A 21,914-nucleotide genomic window follows, 5' to 3' on the forward strand; every position below is an offset into this window, starting at 1 on the left:
AGCGCAAGGGTATTACTTGGGTGGCCGGCCCCTGCCAAAAATCAATGTCAGGACAAAAAGCACAATAAAGATGAAGAAGAGGATTTTAGCGATTTCTGTCGCTGTTGTGGCGATACCACTGAAACCGAAAAATGCGGCTATCAGTGCAATAACCAGGAAAATAATGGCCCAACGTAGCATAGTGGTCTCCAGTTAAGATAGAGGGAACCGGTTGCAAAACTTTGGGGGCAGACTCCCAATCCCTTAATTGGTAGTGAATGGAGTCGGTAATTACAAATTTCTATCACCGCCAGTATCTGTGACCTTATCCAGGCTAACAAAGTAAAACCCTTGTTTCGTGGTCTGTGCATGGATGAGAGGTAGTGCTGCTGCCACCTCCTTACCATGCGCATACATTGGGTGCAGCATTACCACGCTGCCGTCTTTGGCATTCTGAACTATGTAGTCGGCGATGAGCTCGGGCCTGCTCATATCCACATGCAGGTGAGGCTCCAGGTCCCATTGAGCCAACTCGAAATTTTGTGCAGCCAGAAGGCTGCCAAGCTCTTCAGAGATACGTCCAAAAGGGGGCAGGATCGCCGGTTTTTCTCGATAGCCATGATGCTGTAAAAGCAGACAGGTCTTTTTAATCTCTGCTTTGGCACTACTCAAAGGTAGATTTGCCAAGTCGACATAGGAGTAACCGTGACTTCCCACCTGGTGGCCTGCACTCACTATGGCGTGTGTTTGATTGGGATAACGCTCCATATCCTTGCCAACCAGAAAGAAAGTTGTGGGTATTTGCAGGGCTTCAAGCTGGTGTAACAGGGATTCGGTTATGCCCGGCACAGGCCCGCCACTAAAAGCCAGGGCAATACGTTTTTTCTCTTCGGGTTCTGCCAGTACTGCCAGAGACAGGCAAAGGAAAATGCTCGATACCGTAAATATTATTATTCTCATTTAATGCGGCAATTTTATCTGGACCAGAAAAGAAAAAAGCCGTCAGAGACGGCTTTTTGTGCTTTGCTATCGCTCGAGAAGGTCGAGCTTGCCTTTCTTGCCATCCCACTCTTCGGCATCGGGTAGCGGGTCTTTTTTCTCGGTGATATTTGGCCAAACCTCGGCGAGTTCGGCATTCAACTCGATGTATTCCTGTTGATCATCGGGTACTTCGTCCTCAGAGAAAATCGCATTGGCGGGGCACTCCGGCTCGCACAGGGCGCAGTCGATACACTCGTCGGGATGGATCACTAGAAAGTTAGGGCCTTCGTAAAAACAGTCTACCGGGCAAACCTCTACACAGTCGGTGTATTTGCACTTAATGCAGTTTTCCCCAATTACGAATGTCATGATTGTCCCTCAATAGTGCACTGATTCTTTCGAGCACGGATTCTATCAATTACTGGCGCGAATTGTAGTGGCTTTTCAGTCGATTTAGTTCACTGTTTATAACAAGTTGCACTGGGCGACAATTGCCGCCCGGCCTTTTACTTCAATAACTTGCGTAAAGCATAGAGCGCTTCCAGGGCCTGGCGCGGGGTCAGATCGTCTGGGTCCAGCTCCTCCAGCGCATCCACTGCAGGGTGGCTGGGACTGCCGAACAGATCGACCTGTTGGGGAGAATCAGCTTGAGTTGGTGCTGAGAGCACTGGCGCTATAGTCGTTTCCGTTGCCTGCTCAGGTGCTTGAGTGGACTCGGGAGTCACTACGGGTACATCTACTGACTGGGCGCCGGCCTCCAAGGCCGCCAAGCGAGTACGGGCCTCTGTGAGTACATCGGCGGGAATCCCCGCCAACTTGGCCACTTGTAAACCGTAACTTTTGGAGGCGGGGCCCTCCTGAATGCGATGCAGGAAGACGATGCCCTCACCGTGCTCTGTGGCGTCCAAGTGGATGTTGGCTGCTTCGGCACATTGATTGGGTAGATCGGTCAGCTCGAAGTAATGGGTGGCGAACAAGGTGAAGGCGCGCACTTCTCCGGCCAGGTAATGAGCGCAGGCCCAGGCCAGGGAAAGACCATCATAGGTACTGGTGCCGCGGCCGATTTCATCCATCAGTACCAGGCTGTGTTCACTGGCATTGCGCAGGATATTAGCGGTCTCGGTCATTTCCACCATAAATGTGGAGCGGCCACCGGCCAGGTCATCGGCACTGCCGATACGGGTAAAGATGCGATCCAGCAGACCGATCTGGGCGCTGTCTGCTGGGACATAGCTGCCGCAGTGCGCCAGCAGGGCAATCAGCGCAGTCTGGCGCATATAGGTAGATTTACCACCCATATTCGGGCCGGTAATGACCAGCATACGGCGATCGTCGCGCAGCTCGATATCGTTGGCGACAAAGGGTTCGTCCAATACCTGTTCCACCACAGGGTGACGTCCACCGGTGATATGCAGGCCAGGATCGGTGCCCAGCTCAGGGCGGCACAGGCGCAGGTTGTCGGCACGTTCGGCCAAGCAGGCCAGAACATCCAACTCAGAAATACCAGCCGCAGCGGCTTGAAGTTCAGCCAGAGACTCATTTAGTTGATTAATCAGCGCCTCATAGAGGGCCTTCTCTCGCGCCAGGGCGCGGCTTTTGGCTGAAAGCGCCTTGTCTTCGAACTCTTTTAATTCGGGAGTAATAAAGCGTTCGGCATTCTTCAGGGTTTGGCGGCGGATATATTCCGCCGGTGCTTTGTCACTCTGTCCACGGCTGATTTCAATAAAGTAGCCGTGGACCCGGTTGTAACCCACCTTCAATGTGGGGATACCAGTGCGCTCTTTTTCACGCAGTTCCAGCTGTACCAGGTAATCCCCTGCGTTCTCACTGATAGCGCGCAGCTCATCCAGCTCTTCATCGTAACCGGTGGCGATTACGCCGCCATCGCGTATCACGACAGGCGGGTTTTCAATAATCGCTTTTTGCAGCAACGCAACGGTTTCAGGCCATTCACCGATCTGACCGCATAACTCTTTTATTAGAGTGGCATTTGATTCATTTAGCTGCTGTTGGATTTCGGGGAACTGTGCCAGAGACTGACCCAGCCTTGCCAGGTCGCGGGGGCGTGCGGAACGCAGTGCCAGGCGGCCCAGAATGCGCTCCATATCACCCACGGGTTTGAGGGCATCGCGCAGGGGCTCGAAACCATACTCTTCAATCAATGCAGCAATGGCATCCTGGCGATTGCGCAGGGTAGTGAGCTGGCGCAGCGGGTTGTTCAGCCAGCGGCGCAGCAGGCGACTACCCATGGCGGTTTTACAGCTGTCGAGAACCGACAGCAAGGTATTGTCATCGCCGCCATTCAGGTTCAGATCGATTTCCAGATTGCGGCGGCTGGCGCCATCCAGGGCCACGGTTTCGTCGCCGCTTTCGGTGTGCAGACCGCGAATGTGTGGCAGCTCGGTGCGCTGGGTATCCCGTGCATATTGCAGCAGGCAGCCGGCGGCCACTATGGCGCCGTGCATATGACTGCAACCAAAGGCTTCCAGGTTCATGGTGCCAAATTGTTGATTGAGCAGGCGCAGGGCGGTTTCCAGCTCGAACTCCCAAGGCGCACGGCGGCGTACACCGGCACGGCGTTCAATTTCCACTGGCAAAGAGAGGTCTTCTGGCGCGAGTAATTCAGCCGGGTTATGGCGCTGAACCTGCTCGGCCAGGGCTTCCAGAGAATCTGTTTCCTGAACCACAAAACGGCCAGTTGCCAGGTCCAGCAGTGCCAGGCCAAATACATCGCCCAAGTGCGAAATAGCAGCCAGGAGGTTATCGCGGCGATCGTTGAGAAGTGCCTCGTCCGTGACCGTGCCCGGAGTAACAATACGTACTACCTGGCGCTCAACCGGCCCTTTGCTGGTGGCGGGATCACCGATTTGTTCGCAGATGGCAACGGAAACACCAGCTTTAATCAGCCGCGCCAAGTAGCCCTCAGCTGCATGGTAGGGAATACCGGCCATGGGTATAGGCTCACCCCCGGACTTGCCACGCGCAGTAAGAGTGACATCCAACAGCTCAGCCGCCTTCTTGGCATCATCAAAGAACAGCTCGTAAAAGTCCCCCATACGATAGAACACCAGCTCTTGGGGATGCTGGGCCTTGATGCGCATGTATTGCTGCATCATGGGGGTGTGTTCGGGTTTCGCGGCCTTAGTCTTGTTTGCGGTTTTTGGCATTTTTCTCTAAGAAAATCAGTAAGTTACAAAAGTGTTCGCAAACCCCAAGAGCTCCGCAGGAGTGGCGGTCGGCTCAGATTGGGGTAGGGGGCAGGTTTCCTGGGGGCTTAATGAGCAGAAGCGTTCGATCAAATAATGAACGGCAAGCCCAAACCTGATGTTCTTGAAGCATGCAATCGGGATAGATCTGAACAGAAAGGTCCAGGCCAAAGTTCGAAGAGCTTCCTTATAGGGGGCGCAGAATAGCAGAGTGGAAGACAAACCACTATGGATGGCTTATCAACCGCTGGAGAGATGGCTATCAGCGACCCTGTGATTTTATGAGAACTTTAATAAAGAAGTGGGATGTTTTGCTTTTGAGGTGAGGGCTTTCACTTTTCTTTGCTCTAAAGAGTCTGCTGCTGATCTCAACAAAAAAGATTCCTGACTCAGTAAGGTCGAGTACTAAGCAAGCCAATTCTTTACGCGGTAGCGCATCCCTCCAGCTGGGACATATGTGCATAGTAGGCTGATGAAATACAGTACTGATAACTAAGTCCTGCTTTACATATCAGAATTCAAAAGACGCTGCTCCTATTTCTGGGAAAAATTCTATATCTTGTTGATTTTTAACGGATGTGAAAAGTGATATAAAGCAGGGATAACGTGGAATTATAAAGACGCTGCTATATATCTACCTATTTTATTTTGTGACACTCAATGTAGTTCTTTGACTTTACTAGGTTTTTAAGTTGGCTTTGATTGAGGACAGCAGAATTATATAGAAGGGTGATATGTAGACGCTGCTTTTGAATTAACTGTTATTGTGGCGGTCAATTTTTAGATAGTTTGTAGTTGCTGTAAGTAACAATCTCTACCTGAACAAACTTCACCAAAGAGTTCTCCTGCAAACTGGTACCTCAGTTTCGTTCAAGTGCCTTCGTTTTAAGCCAACAAATTCTGCAAGTTAGCTGCCGCATTGTAGAGTGCCAGTCAGATAGTTAATTGGTGGGGAAAGTATGGTACTTTTCCCAGTAAATTTATCGGGCAGTGGCCAGCCACAGGTGGCTGGCAAAGAGCAAGTAGGTCGTTAAGTACGCGCCAGCTATAACCAGGCCAGGCAAGATCGCCCAGCCGGAGGCTGGGCTGGACAGCCTACGCTCCGCTTCGGCTGCCCTTGCTGGCAACGTTATAACTCAAGAGTAAATATCAGGCTCGTATGAGAAGAACATATATTTTCTCTATCGTTTTTCTACTTGTAATGTTCGGTGGGTATTTTTTGGCCAAAGTTGTCGATCAGCATATTGACCAAAAATCTGGTGTAATCGTCGAGGAAGTATTATCAGATAATGCGATTTATCAGCTTAAGCTAATTGCGGAGATTCAATCGCTGCTGGATGCAGGTAAACTTGAGGAGGCCAAATCAAAACTAGCAGAAGCCTCTGATACTTTGCTGTATATATTGGAAGAAAACTGTAATTTGGCCAAATGTGAAGATGCGCTCCGTAACTATGAGCACCGGTAGAGTTATAACAAGGCCGGGCAATTTGCTCCGGGCCTTCAGCCCTCCGCGGGACAGCTTACCTTATGCACTTTTTGCGCAGGTCGCTACGCTCCCATTTTCGCGCAAAAAGCGCACAAGGTAAGCTGCCCCTGCCGGCGGCGTTATGCGCCTCGGAGAGTTGCGTGATTGAAATTGGAAAGCTAGGAATCATAGAATCAGGAGATGAAGAGGGCTTTCAAATAAAGGTCTTAAATGATTCTGAAAATACTGGTGGTTTTCTGATTCTTACCGGGAAAGACTTGAATGATGAAGAATCAGAAGGTTTTGACTCTTGGGTCAGCTCATATTCAGAGCTAGAAAGCTATTTCAAAGAGTCTAACTGGAAAATAAAGTGGCTTAAAACTGGCAGCACATAACAAGTGACTATGGTCCTTTGTCAAGTATTTAAGCCATTTTCTCATCCCAGTAAGTGTTGTTTTTTACCATCGTATTTAGAATGGTAAGTTGCTTCCTCATACATGCGATAAGGGCTACTTTCTTTGGTTTACCAGCAGCGACCAGGCGCTCATACATTGGCTTTAATTTAGGGTGGCATTGTATTGCCGACATCATAGAAACAAACAAAACCGTGCGTACACGATGTCGCCCACCTCGAATATAGCGCTTACCCTGGAAGCTGCCGCTATCACGATTCATCGGGGCGATACCCACAAGTGCCGCAATCTCTTTGCGGTTCAACTTGCCCAGCTCAGGAAGTTCGCTCATTAGCGTGTAAGCCAGTACATTGCCAACTCCTTTAGCACTTAATAAGAGATCGCGTTTTTGTCGCCACTCGGCAACACTGTTAACAAGTTTATCAAGTTGCTTATCGACCCCTTCAAGCTCTTTCTTGATGGCTTTTAAGATAGCCTGAATGGGCTTGTGAACAGATTTGGGCATTCTCTTGAGGCGATTCTTTTGCATTGTGCTCATTTCTAAGCACTGGTTCCTGACCGTCAGTAAATCACTAATATTTCTAAGTTTTTCTGGTTTGATTGATGACAATCTTGGCTTCATTGCTTCACCAAAATGTGCGATATCAATTGCATCTAGCTTATCTGTTTTGGCGAGTCGCCCCGCTGACTTTGCAAAGTTTCTTACTTGTAAAGGATTGCAAACAACTATCGGCAGTCCCGCTTTATAAGCAGCACAGACGAATTCTAATTCTAGTCTTCCTGTGGACTCGATTAATACTCTTTGCGGTTTAAGCGGTTGTAGTTGTTTAATGGCGTCTTTAATACCCTCTTTGTTATTGGTAACACTAAAGAACTGGCCATTAGGTCTCACATATATATCGAGTTGTTTACTGCTGGTATCGATACCGACATTGATCTCTTGAGGTTCCATAAGATAAGCTATCTCCGCCTTGCTATTCGGGCTCGAGGCCCACATGACTATTCGAGTTATGCCTAGTGAGTGTCTGTCACGTTCATACTTGTTAACGGTCTTTATGAACCGGCGCAGCAACGAACTGTGACAAACAAGGCCTTCGGTGGCCGCCGAAGGTGGGTCTCAATTTACCCGTTAGCGAAAAGGATTTTCAACATCAGAATTGGACAAGAACAACCATACAAGACGCTGCACACCGACTCCGGCGCTATCGCGCCTCCGCGGGTGAGCTTGGCGTTATATGCAGGGCAGAGATTTGAGAGATGATATTTAACGAGAAAGAGAATAAGTGGCTTACCTCTATTTCAGAAGTTGAAGAAGTAAACCTATCTGGAACAAAAGACTCTGCAGATGCTAAAAGTGTCTCAATGCTCAATTATGTCGAAGCTAATTATCATCAACTACTTGATGATTGTGTTAGCTATATTAATGAAATCGTCGCAAACCCGATTAAATGCAAGCTAGACGTCCAGTTTATAGATATAGGTCTTAATGAGTGGGGTGAGCACTCAGAGTTTGAGATCTTCTTCACTGCTGAATCTGACTATCTATTATGGAGTGTCAGGTTTAGTTGTAGTGAGGCTGAATTCAGAAAAGATAAACCAGCCGCGCCCTTCGCTTTATCCAGAAGAAATTGGTGAGCACATAACAAGCAGCGGCAGAGCGACAGCCAACGCTACGCACTTTTTGTGTTACTCGCTGGCGCTCAAACATTAACACAAAAAGCGCTCCGCGCTGGCTGCGCCTGCGCTGGGCGTTATGAGTCAAAGGAACACTAGACCATGGAGCTAGGAAAAATATATAAGGGCGTCTCCGTTGATGAGCTCCACGTCGTACGTGACGGTGATTCTTTTCTAGTTTCATTCGATTTTGTTGCTTCTGGAGAAGCCATCGGTACCAAACTATCGGGCGTTCGCGATTCAGAGGATCTGTGTGAGATATTGAGAGCTGATAGATTGTGGGTGGAAAAAATGGAAGAAACCCAAGTTGAGTTTGGAGTATATAAACTGGGTGTATCTCATGAATATTACACAGAAATTTTCTTCGATACTCTATCATGGCCAAGCTCATAACAAACAGCAGCACGATCGCCCGGCAAAAAGCACCGGGCTGGACGGCCTACACGCCGCTTCGCTCTGTTTCGGCCGCCCGTGTGCTGGGCGTTACGTGCTAAGGGAATATCGTGTCATTTGACGATTGGTATAGAAATAAAGATTGGAACGAATCTATCGAAGAGCACTTCTACTCGAAGTTGAAACGAGCAAGAACGCAACGAGATCAGTACTTGGTAATCCAAGCTCTTGCTTTGGCTGACAAGCATCCAGAGATATCTATTCGTTTGGTTGATGAATACTTCGAATCCAGAAAAGACAAATTTGAAGATGTTCGAGCACTATTAGCAAAAGCCAATGCATTTATAGAGCTAAATGATCTCGAAGGATGTATAGCCACCTTTAAAGAGATACTTGAAAGAGAAAGGGAGCTTCCAAACCATCAAACAGGGGTGTACCTTGATTATCCATATTTGGTGGCAACTCAAAAAATAAAAAATGAGTACGCTTACGCACTAAGTGTATTACATGAGCATGTTGATAGGCTTACGTTTCCACTTGATCATTATAAGTGGCATGCCTCTAAAGCTCTAATCAATAACGATGGTTCAGAAGCACAAAAGGCACTTGAAGCGGCCAAAGTTAAGAGGTCTGGATTTCGTTTTCATCAAGATGTCGGTTTGGTGGGTAAAGAACATGAAAAAACAATCAAACATCTGTGCAAATTCAGCACGTAACAAGTGGCTGCTAGGGACTGCATTACGCTGCGCTCCATGCAGCCCCAGAGCCAGACGTTACATTTCCGCAAATATCGAGAATTAAATGAGCTTAGAACTAGATCCAAGTATTCATGACAAGATTGTTGTTCTTAGCAAGGAAGGTGATGACCTATCAAATGGCGCTCACTATTCAGAAGCGAGAGCAAAGTACATTGAAGCTCTTAAGCTATTGCCTGATCATCCATCTAACTGGGAGGCTGCTACTTGGTTATTCGTTGCCATCGGAGATACTCATTTCCTTTCAGAAAATTTTGAGAAGATGATGAAAGCATTTTCTAATGCGGTGCAATGCCCAGGAGGATTGGGAAATCCATTTATCCATTTAAGACTTGGTCAAGCTTACTGGGAATTAAATGAGTTAGATAAATCTGCCGATGAATTAACTAGAGCGTACATGGGGGGAGGAATGGATATTTTTATGGAAGATGATCCTAAATATCTGGAATTCCTCGAAACTAGAATTGAAATGTAACAAGTTGCTGCAACGGACTCGTCAAACTGTCACTTTTTTTGCCATAAACCCGGCAAAAACAGCGCCAGTTTAACTCACCGCTGAGCAAGGCGTTAGGCTCTTATGGATACAGATGAATATATAAATAAATTGCTCGTCAAAGCAGGTTGGTTTGAAGGGCGTAGCTTCAAGGTTAAGAAACAAATCTTAAACTCATTTAATTCTGCGTATAAAAATGCAGTTTCTGTACTCGCCGAATTTGGCGGTCTCCAAGTTGGTGAGGTTGGTGCTGGAAGAGAGCTTTCAGCAAGTGACATATCGTTCAGAAATGAGGCATTAGATTTTGGTGCTGAGTTTCACAATTATTGGGTAAACCTAAACGTATCTTTATTTGCTTTTGCATCAGCTCACCACGATCATATGTTATTGCTAGTTGATGATAACAAGGATTTCTACATATTCACCGACCCTGATGAGCAGCTTTATAAGGTAGGCACTTTCAAGGAAACTATTATGCGGGTATTGTTGGGTATCAATTATGGGGTTCCTCTTGAAAAAGCCTAACAGAACAATTAATTTCGGCCACAAAAAGCGTGGCCAGGACCTCGGCACAAAGCGCCTCGGCCTATTATTTCAGCGTTAGTTTTTTGTTCAAGGAATGAGCCATGAAGAGAGTATTTCTATTTTTGTTTGCGAGTCTTTCCGGAGCCAATTCTTGGTCTGGAAGCCCATTGATGGATGCAAATTTTGTTAACGCGAAAGATGTCTACCAAATGTGCTCATCTTCATATGAAAGGGATGCTTTTCGATGCAAGTACTACTTACTAGGTGTATATGATTCAATCAAGTATCAGAGAAAATCAGGAGAAATTCTTTGTATGAAGGGTGTGGTTAATTTTGAGCAGCTCAAGAGCTCTTACCTGAATTATTCAAATAAATTTAAATACGGTGTAGACGCACTGGAAAAGTATAATGGAGCCTATTGGCTTGATGCGGCCTTAATTAGCGACTACCCATGCCCCAAAACTAACAAGGCGCTGCAAAGGGACGGCTAACCTTGTGCACCTTTTTGCGCAGTCGCTTCGCTCCTATTTTCGCGCAAAAACGCACCCAAAATTAGCCGCCCCTGAGCGCGGCGTTATTGGTCGCTCGCTCCAGTTTTGTGAGGGTTCCGTTAAGAATAGCAGATGATTATTGAGGTGCTGTATAAAAAAACAGTATTGGCGGGGGAGCCCATAGTCAACGGTTCGACCTTCGTGTAAGCTTCGAAGCTTCAGCGACGCTCGCATAACGAAGTTGATGCGGACGGCGCAGCCGCTTCGAAGCAAGGCCGCGAACCTAGAGCTGCTAATTTCTCTCTCCGAATCTTGGTAGACAGTAGCAAGAAAGATATTTGTAGTGGATTTGTACACAATGCCACGAGCAACAAATAACAACCCGATGATGCGGAAACCTAAAAGTTGTCATTCCCTTTGCTTACGCAAAGGTACCGCCAACTTCCTTAACGGTTCCGCATATCTATTTTCGTTATGAGTATCAGGGATATGAAAAGAGTAACGTGGATTGATCCTAGGGATAAACCGGGCCTGCTCCATGCAGTTATGGAGCAATGCACAGGAGCCTCCCTTATTTCATTTGAGGGCTCATTGGAGCATTTGTCATTTTATAAATGGCCGAATGCTTCCTATGAAGAAACGCCAGTGCTTAAACGACAAACTATATCCCCAAAACTAGATTTCGTGATTCTCCCCTTAGATGAAGAAAGTTCCAAAGGCATGTGGAAAGAACTAGCAGAAAAGGATCATCTGGTTAGAGAAGGCATCATTCATGTGCAGATAGCTATAGAGGGAGAACTAGTATTTGGTGGTTATGATAATTTCGATAAAGAGTGCACTGTTGCATATAAAGGCTTGAGCGAAGGTTTTCTCCAAGACCTTAAAGAGCGAGGCACAATTCGTGGCTATGAACACAAATACTCATAACAAGCAAAAGCACCTGGACACAGCTACGCTGCGCCAGTGTTTCGGGCGTTAGGCACACCAAGGAATTTGAACATTGAAGTTATTTTATACATTGCTACTAGCTTTAATAGTAAGTGGATGCTCAACTTTGAGTAAAACGACAAACTATGAAGTCGTGCCTTCTCCACTTTTGAAAAGAACATATGTTTTTGATTGGTGTGAAGAAAGTCAGGCAACCCTAGGTGTTTTTGGAGAGCAATGCTTTGGTATTTATAGACCTCCACTTTATTCATATCCAACGGGAACTGGATTTCTTGTTATATACCCGCTTCTTCTTAGCCATAACGAGATTGCAGCTGGGCCTCTAGGATTACCCGTTATACCACTTGGAGCCAATGATGATTTGGATAGTTTAAAACAGAAACTTTACTTTAGATTTAGAACATATTCAGAATCTGAAAAGTTTAAAATTGAGCCTAGAAGACTCATCGTATTGAATCAAGCTGAAAAAATCTGCGCCATTTCTAAAGAGTCCGAGGACAAAATTGGATTTGTCTATACTTGCACACTAGATTTTCACTCCGCCAATCTTGAAGAGCTTAGAGTCAGCTTGGAATTAAATGATAATTCGAAGATTGAAATATCGTACAAATTGTCAGAGTTTACTAGCTATAGACCAGTGGTGGCGCCAAATGGGCCAGCTAGAGATGTTGAGCCATTTATATTAATCGAAGGAAAAGATGCCTAACAAGGCGGTGTTGTCGCCTTCGGCTGGGACGGCTTCACTAACGTTTCGCCGCCCCAAACCTTGGCGTTATAACACAAAACATAATCTGGAGTTTTGAAGAGAAGATGGAAGAGCAACTAACCGTTGGAGAATTATTAGAAGCTACTGAAGGCTTATCGAATGATGCCGAGGTGACATTCGGCTCGTCTCGTTACAGTAAAAGGCCGCTGAGGTTTTATAGGTTCAAGCGTAGAGGTGAGGATTTGCTACAAATTGAGCTCAACGAAATGGACGGTGACGATTGGGAAGACGAGTCAGAGCTAGATTCTAGAATTACGGTTGGGGAATTACGAGAACACCTTCAAGCATGGAAGCCTAGCGATCGAATCACCTTTGGCTCTACTGCGTCTGACGCAATTCCTCTATATTCAACAAATCCGGCAGCTGTATTCTCTCTTAATTTGGATCAATCAGCTTAATGTTATAACAAGCGGCTGTTGTTTGCCGCTGAAAGGCGCGGCGGGACGGCTACGCTCGCGCTTCGCCGCCCCAAAGCCGGGTGTTATATTTTCCGCGAAGTGCGGATCACAGAAAATGAATGATGAAATTCAACACAACTATGAATTTGATCGGCTTCTAGAGGCTGTTCTCTATGAACCAGAGAAAGTGCCGGCAATAGTTTCCGAAGATAGAAGTATTCTCGAAGTAGAAAATTGTTGTAATGAAACAGTATTGCATTGGTTAGCGATTGAGAACCAAGTTGCAGGCATAGTACTGCTACGAGGATTGGGTGCAAGAATCTCACCTTGGGCAATTGCACACGCAATAGAAGTTGGTAGCTTAGATGCTGTAATTCTTATGCTTGAGCTAGGTGGTGAGCCAGAGCTAGAGGTTTATAAGAACTATCTAGATAATCCATTCTGGGAGCTAACCCAGCAACAAAAAAGATTGTTTCGTAGCTACTTTAAACAGTATGGCTATGAAATATAACAAGGCGGTGTTGTCGCCTTCGGCTGGGACTGCCACTCCGCTGGAAACCTTCCCCCATTGAGTAGACGCCTACCTTTTGAATAGGGTAGGAAAAAATGCCGAAAATACTGAGTGAAGAGCGGGTTGTTGAATATTCAACAGAGTTTAAAGTTAGAGTGGTAGCTCTCACTAATCAACTGAAAGTAGATACGACCACTATCGCCAACATTATTGGTTTGCATCCAGTAATGGTGTATAGATGGCGACAGGAAAGTAGAGAAGGCAAGTTGGTCGAGAAGCCCAGTCGTAGAATAAGTATGGCAAAGACAACGAAAACTCAGTCTCAAACTGATGATAAAGAGATAAGACGTCTAAAAAAGCAGGTTGAGAAATTGCAAAAGGAGAATGATTTCCTAAAAAAGTGGGAAATGTACCTGAAAGATCCAAAGCTGAAAGATTCTCGTTCATAGCTCTTAATCGATCAGACTTTGGTGTCAGGTACTTATGTAGATACTTGAATGTTTCACCCCAAGGGTTTTATAAGTGGCTCAACCGTGATGAGAGCACTCGAGACATAGAAAATAGGCGAATTCTTGGGTGTATCGAAGCTATCTATGCGCAGTATGATGGTAATTATGGAAGCCCAAGAATTAGCGCAGAGCTGAAAGCTAATGGTGAACGAATAAATCACAAGCGCGTTGAACGCCTTATGAGAGAGGCTGGAATCGTGGGGAAAGCTGGAAGGATCTATCGTCGACGCCCTTTGCCTGGGAATCCTTGCATTAAGGTTGAAAATTTACAAAGAGAGCATGGTATGCCGATTAAACCAGACTCTCAATGGGCTGGTGATGTAACCTATCTGAAGATCAATGGGCAATGGCAATATTTAGCTGTGATTATTGATCTTTACTCCCGGAAAGTGTTGGGTTGGGAGCTGTCGGACACTCGAACTGTTGAGCTAACACTGTCAGCGCTAAATAAAGCTGTCCGTTGCAGAAATATAGAATCAGATCTAATATTTCACAGCGACAGAGGTTCTGAGTACGGTGCTTATGCATACCAAAACCGACTCAAGGAACTGGGTATTGAGCCGAGCATGAATCGTCCAGGATTTATGAATGATAATGTGTATGTAGAATCATTTTTTCAAACACTGAAAACTGAGAGTTTCAAAGGATTTAATTTTGAATCCGTTGAGGAGCTAAGAACCAACTTATCTTGGTATCTTGATAGGTACTATAACTTTAAAAGAAGACATGGTTCACTTGGGTTCAAAAGCCCAGATGAATATGAAAGAATGGCCGCATAAGATGAATATAAGGTGGCGTCTACTTTAAGGGGGGAGGTTTCCCGCTTCGCAGCAATGCTGCCCATTACCTCAACGTTATGTGTTACGGATGCACCGATGAAGAACTATAAATTTGAAATTTTCGCCGACTACTTTCAGATATATCTGATGGATGTTGAGGCCGACGAAGACACTTCAGATATCTGGACAGAGCAAGCATTAAATATAAAGCTTGGCATCCTGGCAAACACTCTCGCTATCAGCACGTTCAGAAACGTTGATGTTCCTCTAGAGGTTGAGATTCACGATAGCCAGCCTGAAATTAGCCTCGAAGAATGGGATCATGCTTCTATAGATTATTTCACAGTAACATCGGGGCAGTGCGCTGTTTTTGGCTGCAGCGATTATCTACCTGATGCAGCAAGAATCGAAGTGGCGCCCGGTAAATATTCGGCTATTTCACTCGCGAAGGGCCTCGATTCAATAACCGAAGAGTGGGAAGATGCAGATGATTTATATAAAATCATTCTGTGGCCCTCAGCCGCCAGTGAATGTAAGGCACTAAAGCACTATGAACACACATAACAAAACGCTCAACTACAATCCGGCCGCAAGCGGCCTCCGTCGGACAGCCAAGAGCGTGCTTCGCACTGGCTGCCGGTTAGCTCAGCGTTAAGTGAAAAATGAATATCTGGGAACTATACAACGAAAACGAAAAGCTAGCAGATCTAAGGCAGACAGACCTTGATCAGCCTTGGTTCATTGGTGAGTTGATTCCCACCCCTGCGTTTGATAGATATCGTAATCTCTTCGAGCGGGCTCAAAGATTTATTGAAACAGAAGAATTTGACTCTGAAGAATCAGAAGATACATTTATCGAAGTTGATAACTTAAAATTGTTACTGGTACGTTTGTCGGATAAGCGTGAATTCACTGGCATAATGTTAAGCGTAACTGGTAATGAGGCATGGTGGCGTATTTAGCACCAGCAGGTGAGTCACTTAACAAGACGCTGCTACGCAAAATTTGCTTGCTGGCGCTTCCAAATTTCCGCAGAGCGCGGCGTTACAAGCCCTAGCAAGGAATATACAATTGATTTGGGTGGCTCTATTTGCAGGAACCATTATGTGGCTAATTCAGAACTACAAAGATAGTAGTGAGCCGGTAATGGCTTTTTGGATTTACCTTGTTAGCACATTGGTTTTTGGATTAATCATGCTCTTCATCGCTGTAAAAACTAATCATTCCCCGTGCGTGGTATTCTCAACTTATTTAGACGGAGGGAGCGGCAAGCTATTCTTATGCTTCTGGGCATTTCTAGCTGCAGCCATATCTCAATTTATTTCAAACTTGCGTAGATCACCGTAGTGCCTTGTAACAAAGCTATCATACACACCCAACGTTGTTGGGCTGGACAAATTTTCCTGCGATCGAATTTGTGCTGGACGCTTACTCTAACACAAATCAATCACCAAAAAATTTGCCGTATATAGCGACGTTAGCAATCAATAGTTGATACTGGGTTAATGGAGAGAGATTTAAATGTTGTTAGAAATCGGAATAGGCGATGCTTATGGAGCAGGGTTTGAATTTTCCCCTAGAGAAAAAGTTGAAACATACAATAACTTATCTCAGTACTGTGAGCATGAACTAGGGATTGCTCCTGGTTGCTATACAGATGATACTCAAATGTCGCTTGCGATAGCAGAATTGATTATTAGCGACGAAGCTTGGACAAAAGAGAATTTGGCTAATAAGTTCGTTGAATGCTTCAAGCGTGATGAGCGCTTAGGATATTCAAAAGGTTTTTACTCATTTTTGCACTCAATTAGTAGTGGTGAAGAATTTCTTAGAAAAATGAAACCACAAAGCACTAGAAATGGTGCGGCTATGAGATCAGCACCGTTGGGGTATGTCGACAATATTACTAAACTGTTAGAAATGGCTGAGCTGCAAGCGTCACTCACTCACGATACAGAAATTGGCCGTAAATCTTCTCAGGCGGTCGCTTTGGCATCCCACTACGCCATTTATAACTTGGGAGCAAAGGAAAATTTGACGGAGTTTGTGTCACAATATACCAAATATAATTGGCGAGAAAATTGGTCTGCTCCAGTGGCGTGCTGTGCTGAGGAAACGGTCCATGCGCTACTAACGGTTTTGAGAACCTCCGAATCTCTTAAAGACGTTCTTGTAAATAGCGTTGCTTTCAGCGGGGATGTTGATACGGTTGCTGCCGTTGGCTTGGGTATTGCGAGCCGTAGTAAAGAGTATTGTACTGGATTGCCGAGTTTCTTGATCGAGGAGCTGGAAAGTGGGAAGTATGGGAAAGTGTACCTCGAGGAAATAGGTCGCCAGCTAAGTGAATTCGGGGATGCTAACAAAGCTATGAACGAAGACGCCAAAAAGAGGCGCTTGTTATAGCGACGTTATTGTGGCGGTCATTTTTTAGGTAGTTTGAAGTGGCTGCAAGCACCAATCTCTTCCTGAGCACATTTCTCCAGAGGGTTTTCCTGCAAACTGGCACCGCAGTTTCGTTCAAGTGTCTTCGTTTAAAGCCAACAAGTTCTGCAAGCCAGCTGCCTCATTGTGGAGTGCCAGTCAGGTAGTTAATTGGCGAGGAAAGTATGGTATTTTCTCTTGCAAATTTATCGGGCAGTGGCCAGCCAAAGGTGGCTGGCAAAGAGCAAGTAGGTTGTTCAGTGCGCGCCAGCTATAACCAGGCCAGGCAATATCGCCCAGCCGGAGGCTGGGCTGGACAGCCTACGCCTTGCTTCGGCTGCCCTTGCTGGCAACGTTATGCATCAAAACTATGTCTAATCTCAAAGACCGCCGATGGCGTCGAAAAGGCCTCGATAGAAAAATCGAGACTCTTTCATGGGGGGAGCTTGCTTTTGGGAAAAAGCTTTTCAATTTTCGGCATATGTTACTAGCTATATTTACTAGTGGCTTCATATCTTTTGCAATGCTATACCAGCTTATAACCTATGGGCATTGGGAGGCCAAAGGAGCAAAAGTAGATGGTGCCGTGGGCTATGGCATTGCCTTTTTCCTTCTAGTAATTTTCATAGCCCTACTTATTGCAACTATTAAAGACTGGCGGAGAGGCTAATGCATAACAAAAAGCAGCACGATTGCCCACAAAATATGTGGGCTGGACGGCCTACGCTTTGCTTCGGCCGCCCGTGTGCTAGGCGTTATTGTGGCGGTCAATTTTTAGATAGTTTGTAGTTGCTGCAAGTAACAATCTCTACCTGAACACGCTTCGCCAGAGAGTTCTCCTGCAAACTGGTACCGCAGTTTCTTTCAAGTGCCTTCGTTTCAAGTCAGCAAGCCCTGCAAGTCAGTTGCACCGTTGTGGAGTGCCAATCAGCTAGTTAATTGGTGGGGAAAAAATGGTATTTTTCCCTGTAAATTTATCGGGCAGTGGCCAGCCAAAGTTGGCTGGCAGAGAGCAGTAGGTCGTTCAGTACGCGCCAGCTATAACCAGGCCAGATCGCCAAGCTGGAGGCTGGGCTGGACAGCCTACGCTCCGCTTCGGCTGCCCTTGCTGGCAACGTTAAGCATCAAAAACATGGAAGCTCTCAAAGAACTTGAAGAATGGTATTTTTCTCAGTGCAATGAGGACTGGGAACATACCTATGGCATTGAAATCGGTACTCTTGATAATCCAGGCTGGTTTCTAAAGGTAGACATCACCGATACAGATATAGAAGAAAAGGAATATGAAGGTTTTTCCTACGGTGTAGGTGATGACGCCGAAGCGAGTGGGAACGACTGGATTATTACAAAACTAGAAAGCGGTAAGTTTGTTGGCTATGGTGGCCCTCACAAACTAAACGAGCTGATAAAGCTCTTTCTAAAGTGGGTAAAAAATGCTTAACAAGCCGCAGCAATCGCTCCCGTTGGTCGCTGGGACAGCCAAAACGCTACACTTTTTTGTCTGCCCCTGTGCGGAGCGTTATGTGTCAGAGATAAAATGAGCGATTCTAAACTAACAAAAGAACAGGCTTTCTTGGCGATGTACGCATTTCTAGATGAGTACTACCAAGCAACAAAGTCTGACGATGTTGGCGGCTTACTCGGTAGCATGTCACTACTTAGCGATGGTGGATCAGCTGACCCAGCAGTTCAGAACGAGTGGGAAGAGGCTATTCAAAAAGTTATGGATGGTAGTGTTAATGCGCAGCTTAGTATCAAAAACACATAACAAGTTTGTCAACGATCGCCCTTCGGGCTGGACCGCTAAAAGCGTGGCTTCGCCACAACGCGGCCCGTTACAAAGGCGTTAGAACTCCAGACCGAGAAGCGAGATGGATTTAGATACCTTTTGTAGGCAAATTAAGGAAACCTATCCTGAAATATCAGCACATGCTGACAAGTTATATGATGACTATTGGAACAGGTTGGTCCAAACGGAATTCTCTTCATATTCTTGGTTTGAATCACTAGCGAATGCCCTGAATAGCGAAATGAAAAAGAAAGTGGCAGCTGATAATTATCAGGCACTCCTTGAAACCATTAGTTCAGAGTACGAGCACGGTGAAAGTGGAATAATGAAAGCAATTGACGTCGCGTTCGTAGAGAATCTGTTTTGGCAAGTAAATAGCGATAATGCTCGGCCGTACTGGGAAGTAATTCCTAAGAATCTAAAGGGGCTCTATGTCGGGTTTCACGGGCAAGCACCGCTCTAACAATCACAGACGGCCCTCCGGGCCTCCGCAGGACGGCCCTCCGGGCCTCCGCAGGACGGCCTACGCTGCGCTCCGGCTGCCCGTGCTGTGGGCGTTATAAGTCATGATGAGAAAATGCCCAAAATGTAAAGAGAAAACTGTAAAGGTAAAGATGTTATCTTCCTCAAGTGGAATGCATTGTGAGAAATGCTTTTTCCAGTATGAATATGCAGCCTTATCTAAGAGGGTAATAGCATTCGGATGGGCGTTTATACCTATCCTTGCTATTTACTTGGGATTGAGACTTCAAAGTTTACTGGTTTTTGGCTCCTTACTACTTGCGGGTCCATTTTTAGCTGAGTTTGTTTTTGCAAAATACTGCCCACTAAAGCCAGTTAGTGCTAGGGCGTTAAGGAAGAAACATCGTGGCAATAACTTATAACAAACTGCGGCACAATCGCCGCAAAAAGCGCGAGCTGGACTCGCTACACTACGTTTCGTTCGCCTGTGCGCAGAGCGTTATATGTCATGGGAAGGGTATGAAACCTAAAGGTTCGAGTATTACAGATAGTTTGTTGTGGTTTTTAATAGCCATATTCCTAGCTATATGGCTTGGAAGCCAATTGTATTGGGCAGCAGTAAATTTAGAGATTCAAGACCTACGGGTTGCAGGTGTGGTTTCGTTCAGCACACGCCCGGCTTGGTTCTCTTTTGTTGTCAGTATTAAAGCAGTCGCATGGTGTTTTTCCATTTTTGTGGTTTACAAATATGCAAAATCAAAACTCGTCAAATCAACCACATAACCAGGTGCAGCACAACGCGGCTTCGCCGCTCGGACGCCGCAAGCGGCGCCCGTGTGCACGGCATTATTGTGGCGGTCAATTTTTATATAGTTTATAGTTGCTGCAAGTAACAATCTCTACCTGAACACGCTTCGCCAGAGAGTTCTACTTCAAACTGGTACCGCAGTTTAGTTCAAGAGCCTTCGTTTTAAGTCAACAAGCCCTGCAAGTCAGTTGCACTATTGTGGAGTGCCAATCTGCTAGTTAATCGGTGGGGAAAGTATGGTATTTTCCCTCGTAAATTTATCGGGCAGTGGCCAGCCAAAGTTGGCTGGCAGAGAGCAAGTAGGTCGTTCAGAGCGCGCCAGCTATAACCAGGCCAGGCAAGATCGCCCAGCCGGAGGCTGGGCTGGACAGCCTACGCTTTGCTTCGGCTGCCCTTGCTGGCAACGTTATGCTCTTTGGAGGAGAAATTAGTTGAGTTGGTATGGTGCTAGAAGCGTTTACCACTTCGGAGTCAATTCTGAGGGCTTGAATATCTTTGAAGAAAGAGTAGTTTGCATTAAAGCTGATTCTTTCAAGAAGGCGCATAGTAGAGCGAGAAAAGAAGCTTAGGAATATGCTGAAAGCAACGGCTTTGATATGCATCCAGAGCAAGTTTGTTATAAACAGGATGGCGATAAGCTTATTAAAAATTACGAAGTTTGGTCCGAGTTGTTTCAGTCAAATATGAGTCTTGAATCTTTTTATCAAGAGCGTTATTTAAAGTATTTATATGTCCCAGAACAAGCATAACCAGGCCAGGAAAGATCGCCCAGCTAGAGGCTGGGCTGGACAGCCTACACTGCGTTTCGGCTGCCCCTTAGCAAGGCGTTATGTGTAATCCGAGAATAATTCATAAGAGAAAAAATGAACGATTTCAAGCTTACGAAAGAACAAGCATTTTTAGCAATGTTCTCATTCCTGGACGGGTACTTCCAGCTAACGAAATCGGACGACGTCGGAGGTTTGCTCGGTAGCATGTCATTGCTTTCTGGTGGCGGCTCCGCGGATACTGGGGTACAAGAAGAGTGGAACGAAGCAGTTGAAAAGGCAATAAATGGTAAAGTTAATGCTGAGCTGCAATTCAAAAACACATAACAAACGCATGTTGTCGCCCTACGGTCTGGGACGGCTTGTGCTGCGCTTTAGCCGCCCCAAATGCGGGCGTTAAGCGTACAAAGGAGATTACGTGCCACCGAGCCACCATAGAGAATTGGCAAACTTTCTGAAGGAAAATTCCGATGGTAATCCTTCAGTGACGGCCTATCGAGATAAAAATGGAAATAGGCCTATTCCTATTGGTCAATTTGGTAGGAATTTTTTCTCTACCATCGGGGCTTGTGATATAGGGCTGCCCTTACCAGCAGGGAGTTTCGAGTTTTCAGCCTCGGGCTCCAATGAATGGCTGCCTAACTCGCTAGCAAGCTCTCTTTATTGGTTAGCTGAGCGTGCTTGTGATGAGTGGCCTTTGGTCTGCGAAGATGTGGTAAAAGAGAATGTCAAAAGCATTTATAGGCACATGGCTTATGTTCCATCGCCATTTGCTCTTAAACTTTCCACTGGTCAAATGGTGAAATGGCTCTTGGGCGTGCCTATTACTGATAACGAAATTAGTATTTCCGAGCGGGCGGTTTTAGAAAAGGCGCAAAAAACATATCCAGAGTGGTTATTCCGTGCAAGAGCTTAACAAGGCGTTCAACTATACTCCGGCCGCAAGCGGCCTACGACGGACACACAAAAGCGTGCTTCGCACTGTGCGCCGGTTAACTTAGCGTTATGTGTAAATAGATATGGAAGATCATGTATATAGCCCGACAACATTTTGGCAGCTATTTGGTGGCATTAACGACTTTACAACTTGGTTTATGCCCTTCTTTCTATTTGCTGCATCATTAGTGTGGTTCTATAGAGAGCGCTCCATTTTATCTGGGCTTTCACTTTTCGCAGGAATATTAGTTACCGCCTCAAGGGTTGCGCACATATTAATACCTAGCGTACATTCAATCGCCCTTGGGCACTCCGAACCAACTATTGAGCAAAACCCAATCATCTGGTTTTTATACGTACAAGCCTTAAATATTGGCAGTTTTATTTTCGTTGTATGCGTTGGTTATCACTTCGCATTCATCCAAACACATAACAAGTGACTATG

31 protein-coding genes are annotated in these 21,914 nt (G+C 45.9%); 26 read left to right on the forward strand and 5 right to left on the reverse strand.

Going from position 1 to position 21,914, the window contains the following annotated elements; genetic code table 11:
* Positions 1–12: 12 nt before the first annotated feature.
* The 4 genes from MJO52_RS06390 to mutS all read right to left on the reverse strand — a co-directional run bounded on the left by MJO52_RS06390 (position 13) and on the right by mutS (position 4,127).
* Positions 13–180, reverse strand: coding sequence for a DUF1328 domain-containing protein (locus tag MJO52_RS06390; protein WP_252085115.1), 168 nt, complete (start codon positions 178–180; stop codon positions 13–15).
* A gap of 90 nt (positions 181–270) precedes the next feature.
* A complete protein-coding gene (locus MJO52_RS06395) occupies positions 271–939 on the reverse strand; it encodes a polysaccharide deacetylase family protein (protein WP_252085116.1) in 669 nt (222 codons plus the stop codon).
* Between the two features lie 66 nt (positions 940–1,005).
* Positions 1,006–1,329 (reverse strand): ferredoxin FdxA, encoded by a 324-nt coding sequence (gene fdxA / locus MJO52_RS06400; RefSeq protein ID WP_252085117.1) that lies wholly within the window; start codon positions 1,327–1,329, stop codon positions 1,006–1,008.
* 137 nt (positions 1,330–1,466) lie between these two features.
* Complete coding sequence (gene mutS / locus MJO52_RS06405; protein WP_252085118.1) at positions 1,467–4,127, reverse strand: DNA mismatch repair protein MutS; 2,661 nt, start codon at positions 4,125–4,127, stop codon at positions 1,467–1,469.
* A 1,258-nt stretch (positions 4,128–5,385) separates the two neighbouring features.
* On the opposite strand from mutS, the gene MJO52_RS06410 reads away from it, so the two are divergent.
* Entirely contained in the window at positions 5,386–5,631 is a 246-nt protein-coding gene (locus MJO52_RS06410; RefSeq protein WP_252085119.1) for a hypothetical protein, read from the forward strand.
* A gap of 161 nt (positions 5,632–5,792) precedes the next feature.
* Positions 5,793–6,026, forward strand: coding sequence for a hypothetical protein (locus MJO52_RS06415; RefSeq protein WP_252085120.1), 234 nt, complete (start codon positions 5,793–5,795; stop codon positions 6,024–6,026).
* Between the two features lie 28 nt (positions 6,027–6,054).
* On the opposite strand, the gene MJO52_RS06420 is transcribed toward MJO52_RS06415, so the two are convergent.
* Positions 6,055–6,996, reverse strand: coding sequence for an IS110 family transposase (locus MJO52_RS06420; protein WP_252082793.1), 942 nt, complete (start codon positions 6,994–6,996; stop codon positions 6,055–6,057).
* A 305-nt stretch (positions 6,997–7,301) separates the two neighbouring features.
* Between MJO52_RS06420 and MJO52_RS06425 the strand changes: the two genes are divergently transcribed.
* The 24 genes from MJO52_RS06425 (at position 7,302) to MJO52_RS06535 (ending at position 21,909) form a co-directional block, all read left to right on the forward strand.
* Positions 7,302–7,679: a hypothetical protein gene (locus MJO52_RS06425; protein WP_252085121.1), complete on the forward strand. Its 378-nt coding sequence runs from the start codon at positions 7,302–7,304 to the stop codon at positions 7,677–7,679.
* Positions 7,680–7,820: 141 nt separating this feature from the next.
* Positions 7,821–8,111 carry a hypothetical protein gene (locus MJO52_RS06430; RefSeq protein ID WP_252085122.1) on the forward strand — a complete coding sequence of 97 codons (291 nt, stop codon included), beginning with the start codon at positions 7,821–7,823 and terminating at the stop codon, positions 8,109–8,111.
* Between the two features lie 110 nt (positions 8,112–8,221).
* Positions 8,222–8,827: a hypothetical protein gene (locus MJO52_RS06435; RefSeq protein WP_252085123.1), complete on the forward strand. Its 606-nt coding sequence runs from the start codon at positions 8,222–8,224 to the stop codon at positions 8,825–8,827.
* Positions 8,828–8,912: 85 nt separating this feature from the next.
* The gene (locus MJO52_RS06440) at positions 8,913–9,341 is read left to right on the forward strand and encodes a tetratricopeptide repeat protein (RefSeq protein WP_252085124.1); all 429 of its coding nucleotides are present in this window, start codon (positions 8,913–8,915) and stop codon (positions 9,339–9,341) included.
* Between the two features lie 102 nt (positions 9,342–9,443).
* Complete coding sequence (locus tag MJO52_RS06445; RefSeq protein ID WP_252085125.1) at positions 9,444–9,884, forward strand: SUKH-3 domain-containing protein; 441 nt, start codon at positions 9,444–9,446, stop codon at positions 9,882–9,884.
* 101 nt (positions 9,885–9,985) lie between these two features.
* A complete protein-coding gene (locus tag MJO52_RS06450; protein WP_252085126.1) occupies positions 9,986–10,375 on the forward strand; it encodes a Rap1a/Tai family immunity protein in 390 nt (129 codons plus the stop codon).
* A 489-nt stretch (positions 10,376–10,864) separates the two neighbouring features.
* Positions 10,865–11,302, forward strand: a complete 438-nt coding sequence (locus tag MJO52_RS06455) for a hypothetical protein (RefSeq protein ID WP_252085127.1) — start codon at positions 10,865–10,867, stop codon at positions 11,300–11,302.
* 127 nt (positions 11,303–11,429) lie between these two features.
* The gene (locus MJO52_RS06460; RefSeq protein WP_252085128.1) at positions 11,430–12,029 is read left to right on the forward strand and encodes a hypothetical protein; all 600 of its coding nucleotides are present in this window, start codon (positions 11,430–11,432) and stop codon (positions 12,027–12,029) included.
* 104 nt (positions 12,030–12,133) lie between these two features.
* A complete protein-coding gene (locus tag MJO52_RS06465; protein ID WP_252085129.1) occupies positions 12,134–12,487 on the forward strand; it encodes a hypothetical protein in 354 nt (117 codons plus the stop codon).
* A 115-nt stretch (positions 12,488–12,602) separates the two neighbouring features.
* Positions 12,603–12,998, forward strand: coding sequence for a hypothetical protein (locus tag MJO52_RS06470; protein ID WP_252085130.1), 396 nt, complete (start codon positions 12,603–12,605; stop codon positions 12,996–12,998).
* Between the two features lie 95 nt (positions 12,999–13,093).
* Entirely contained in the window at positions 13,094–13,447 is a 354-nt protein-coding gene (locus tag MJO52_RS06475) for a transposase (RefSeq protein WP_252085131.1), read from the forward strand.
* Positions 13,399–14,286 carry an IS3 family transposase gene (locus tag MJO52_RS06480; RefSeq protein ID WP_252085132.1) on the forward strand — a complete coding sequence of 296 codons (888 nt, stop codon included), beginning with the start codon at positions 13,399–13,401 and terminating at the stop codon, positions 14,284–14,286. Before MJO52_RS06475 ends, MJO52_RS06480 begins: the two co-directional genes overlap by 49 nt.
* Positions 14,287–14,382: 96 nt before the next feature.
* Positions 14,383–14,850, forward strand: coding sequence for a hypothetical protein (locus MJO52_RS06485; protein ID WP_252085133.1), 468 nt, complete (start codon positions 14,383–14,385; stop codon positions 14,848–14,850).
* 98 nt (positions 14,851–14,948) lie between these two features.
* Complete coding sequence (locus MJO52_RS06490; RefSeq protein WP_252085134.1) at positions 14,949–15,248, forward strand: hypothetical protein; 300 nt, start codon at positions 14,949–14,951, stop codon at positions 15,246–15,248.
* 559 nt (positions 15,249–15,807) lie between these two features.
* Positions 15,808–16,689, forward strand: a complete 882-nt coding sequence (locus MJO52_RS06495; protein ID WP_252085135.1) for an ADP-ribosylglycohydrolase family protein — start codon at positions 15,808–15,810, stop codon at positions 16,687–16,689.
* A 388-nt stretch (positions 16,690–17,077) separates the two neighbouring features.
* Complete coding sequence (locus tag MJO52_RS06500) at positions 17,078–17,377, forward strand: hypothetical protein (protein WP_252085136.1); 300 nt, start codon at positions 17,078–17,080, stop codon at positions 17,375–17,377.
* A gap of 198 nt (positions 17,378–17,575) precedes the next feature.
* Entirely contained in the window at positions 17,576–18,148 is a 573-nt protein-coding gene (locus tag MJO52_RS06505; RefSeq protein ID WP_252085137.1) for an immunity 53 family protein, read from the forward strand.
* 96 nt (positions 18,149–18,244) lie between these two features.
* Positions 18,245–18,475, forward strand: a complete 231-nt coding sequence (locus MJO52_RS06510; protein ID WP_252085138.1) for a hypothetical protein — start codon at positions 18,245–18,247, stop codon at positions 18,473–18,475.
* 103 nt (positions 18,476–18,578) lie between these two features.
* Positions 18,579–18,959 (forward strand): DUF7674 family protein, encoded by a 381-nt coding sequence (locus MJO52_RS06515; RefSeq protein WP_252085139.1) that lies wholly within the window; start codon positions 18,579–18,581, stop codon positions 18,957–18,959.
* 518 nt (positions 18,960–19,477) lie between these two features.
* Positions 19,478–19,741 (forward strand): hypothetical protein, encoded by a 264-nt coding sequence (locus tag MJO52_RS06520; protein WP_252085140.1) that lies wholly within the window; start codon positions 19,478–19,480, stop codon positions 19,739–19,741.
* A gap of 456 nt (positions 19,742–20,197) precedes the next feature.
* Positions 20,198–20,335: a DUF4288 domain-containing protein gene (locus tag MJO52_RS21385; RefSeq protein WP_353505470.1), complete on the forward strand. Its 138-nt coding sequence runs from the start codon at positions 20,198–20,200 to the stop codon at positions 20,333–20,335.
* Positions 20,336–20,629: 294 nt separating this feature from the next.
* Positions 20,630–20,860 carry a hypothetical protein gene (locus MJO52_RS06525; protein ID WP_252085141.1) on the forward strand — a complete coding sequence of 77 codons (231 nt, stop codon included), beginning with the start codon at positions 20,630–20,632 and terminating at the stop codon, positions 20,858–20,860.
* Between the two features lie 91 nt (positions 20,861–20,951).
* Positions 20,952–21,449, forward strand: coding sequence for a hypothetical protein (locus tag MJO52_RS06530; RefSeq protein WP_252085142.1), 498 nt, complete (start codon positions 20,952–20,954; stop codon positions 21,447–21,449).
* A 103-nt stretch (positions 21,450–21,552) separates the two neighbouring features.
* A complete protein-coding gene (locus MJO52_RS06535) occupies positions 21,553–21,909 on the forward strand; it encodes a hypothetical protein (RefSeq protein WP_252085143.1) in 357 nt (118 codons plus the stop codon).
* Positions 21,910–21,914 lie beyond the last annotated feature (5 nt).

Origin of the sequence: Microbulbifer variabilis (assembly GCF_023716485.1) — a bacterium.
In the GTDB taxonomy this organism is placed as follows: domain Bacteria; phylum Pseudomonadota; class Gammaproteobacteria; order Pseudomonadales; family Cellvibrionaceae; genus Microbulbifer; species Microbulbifer variabilis_B.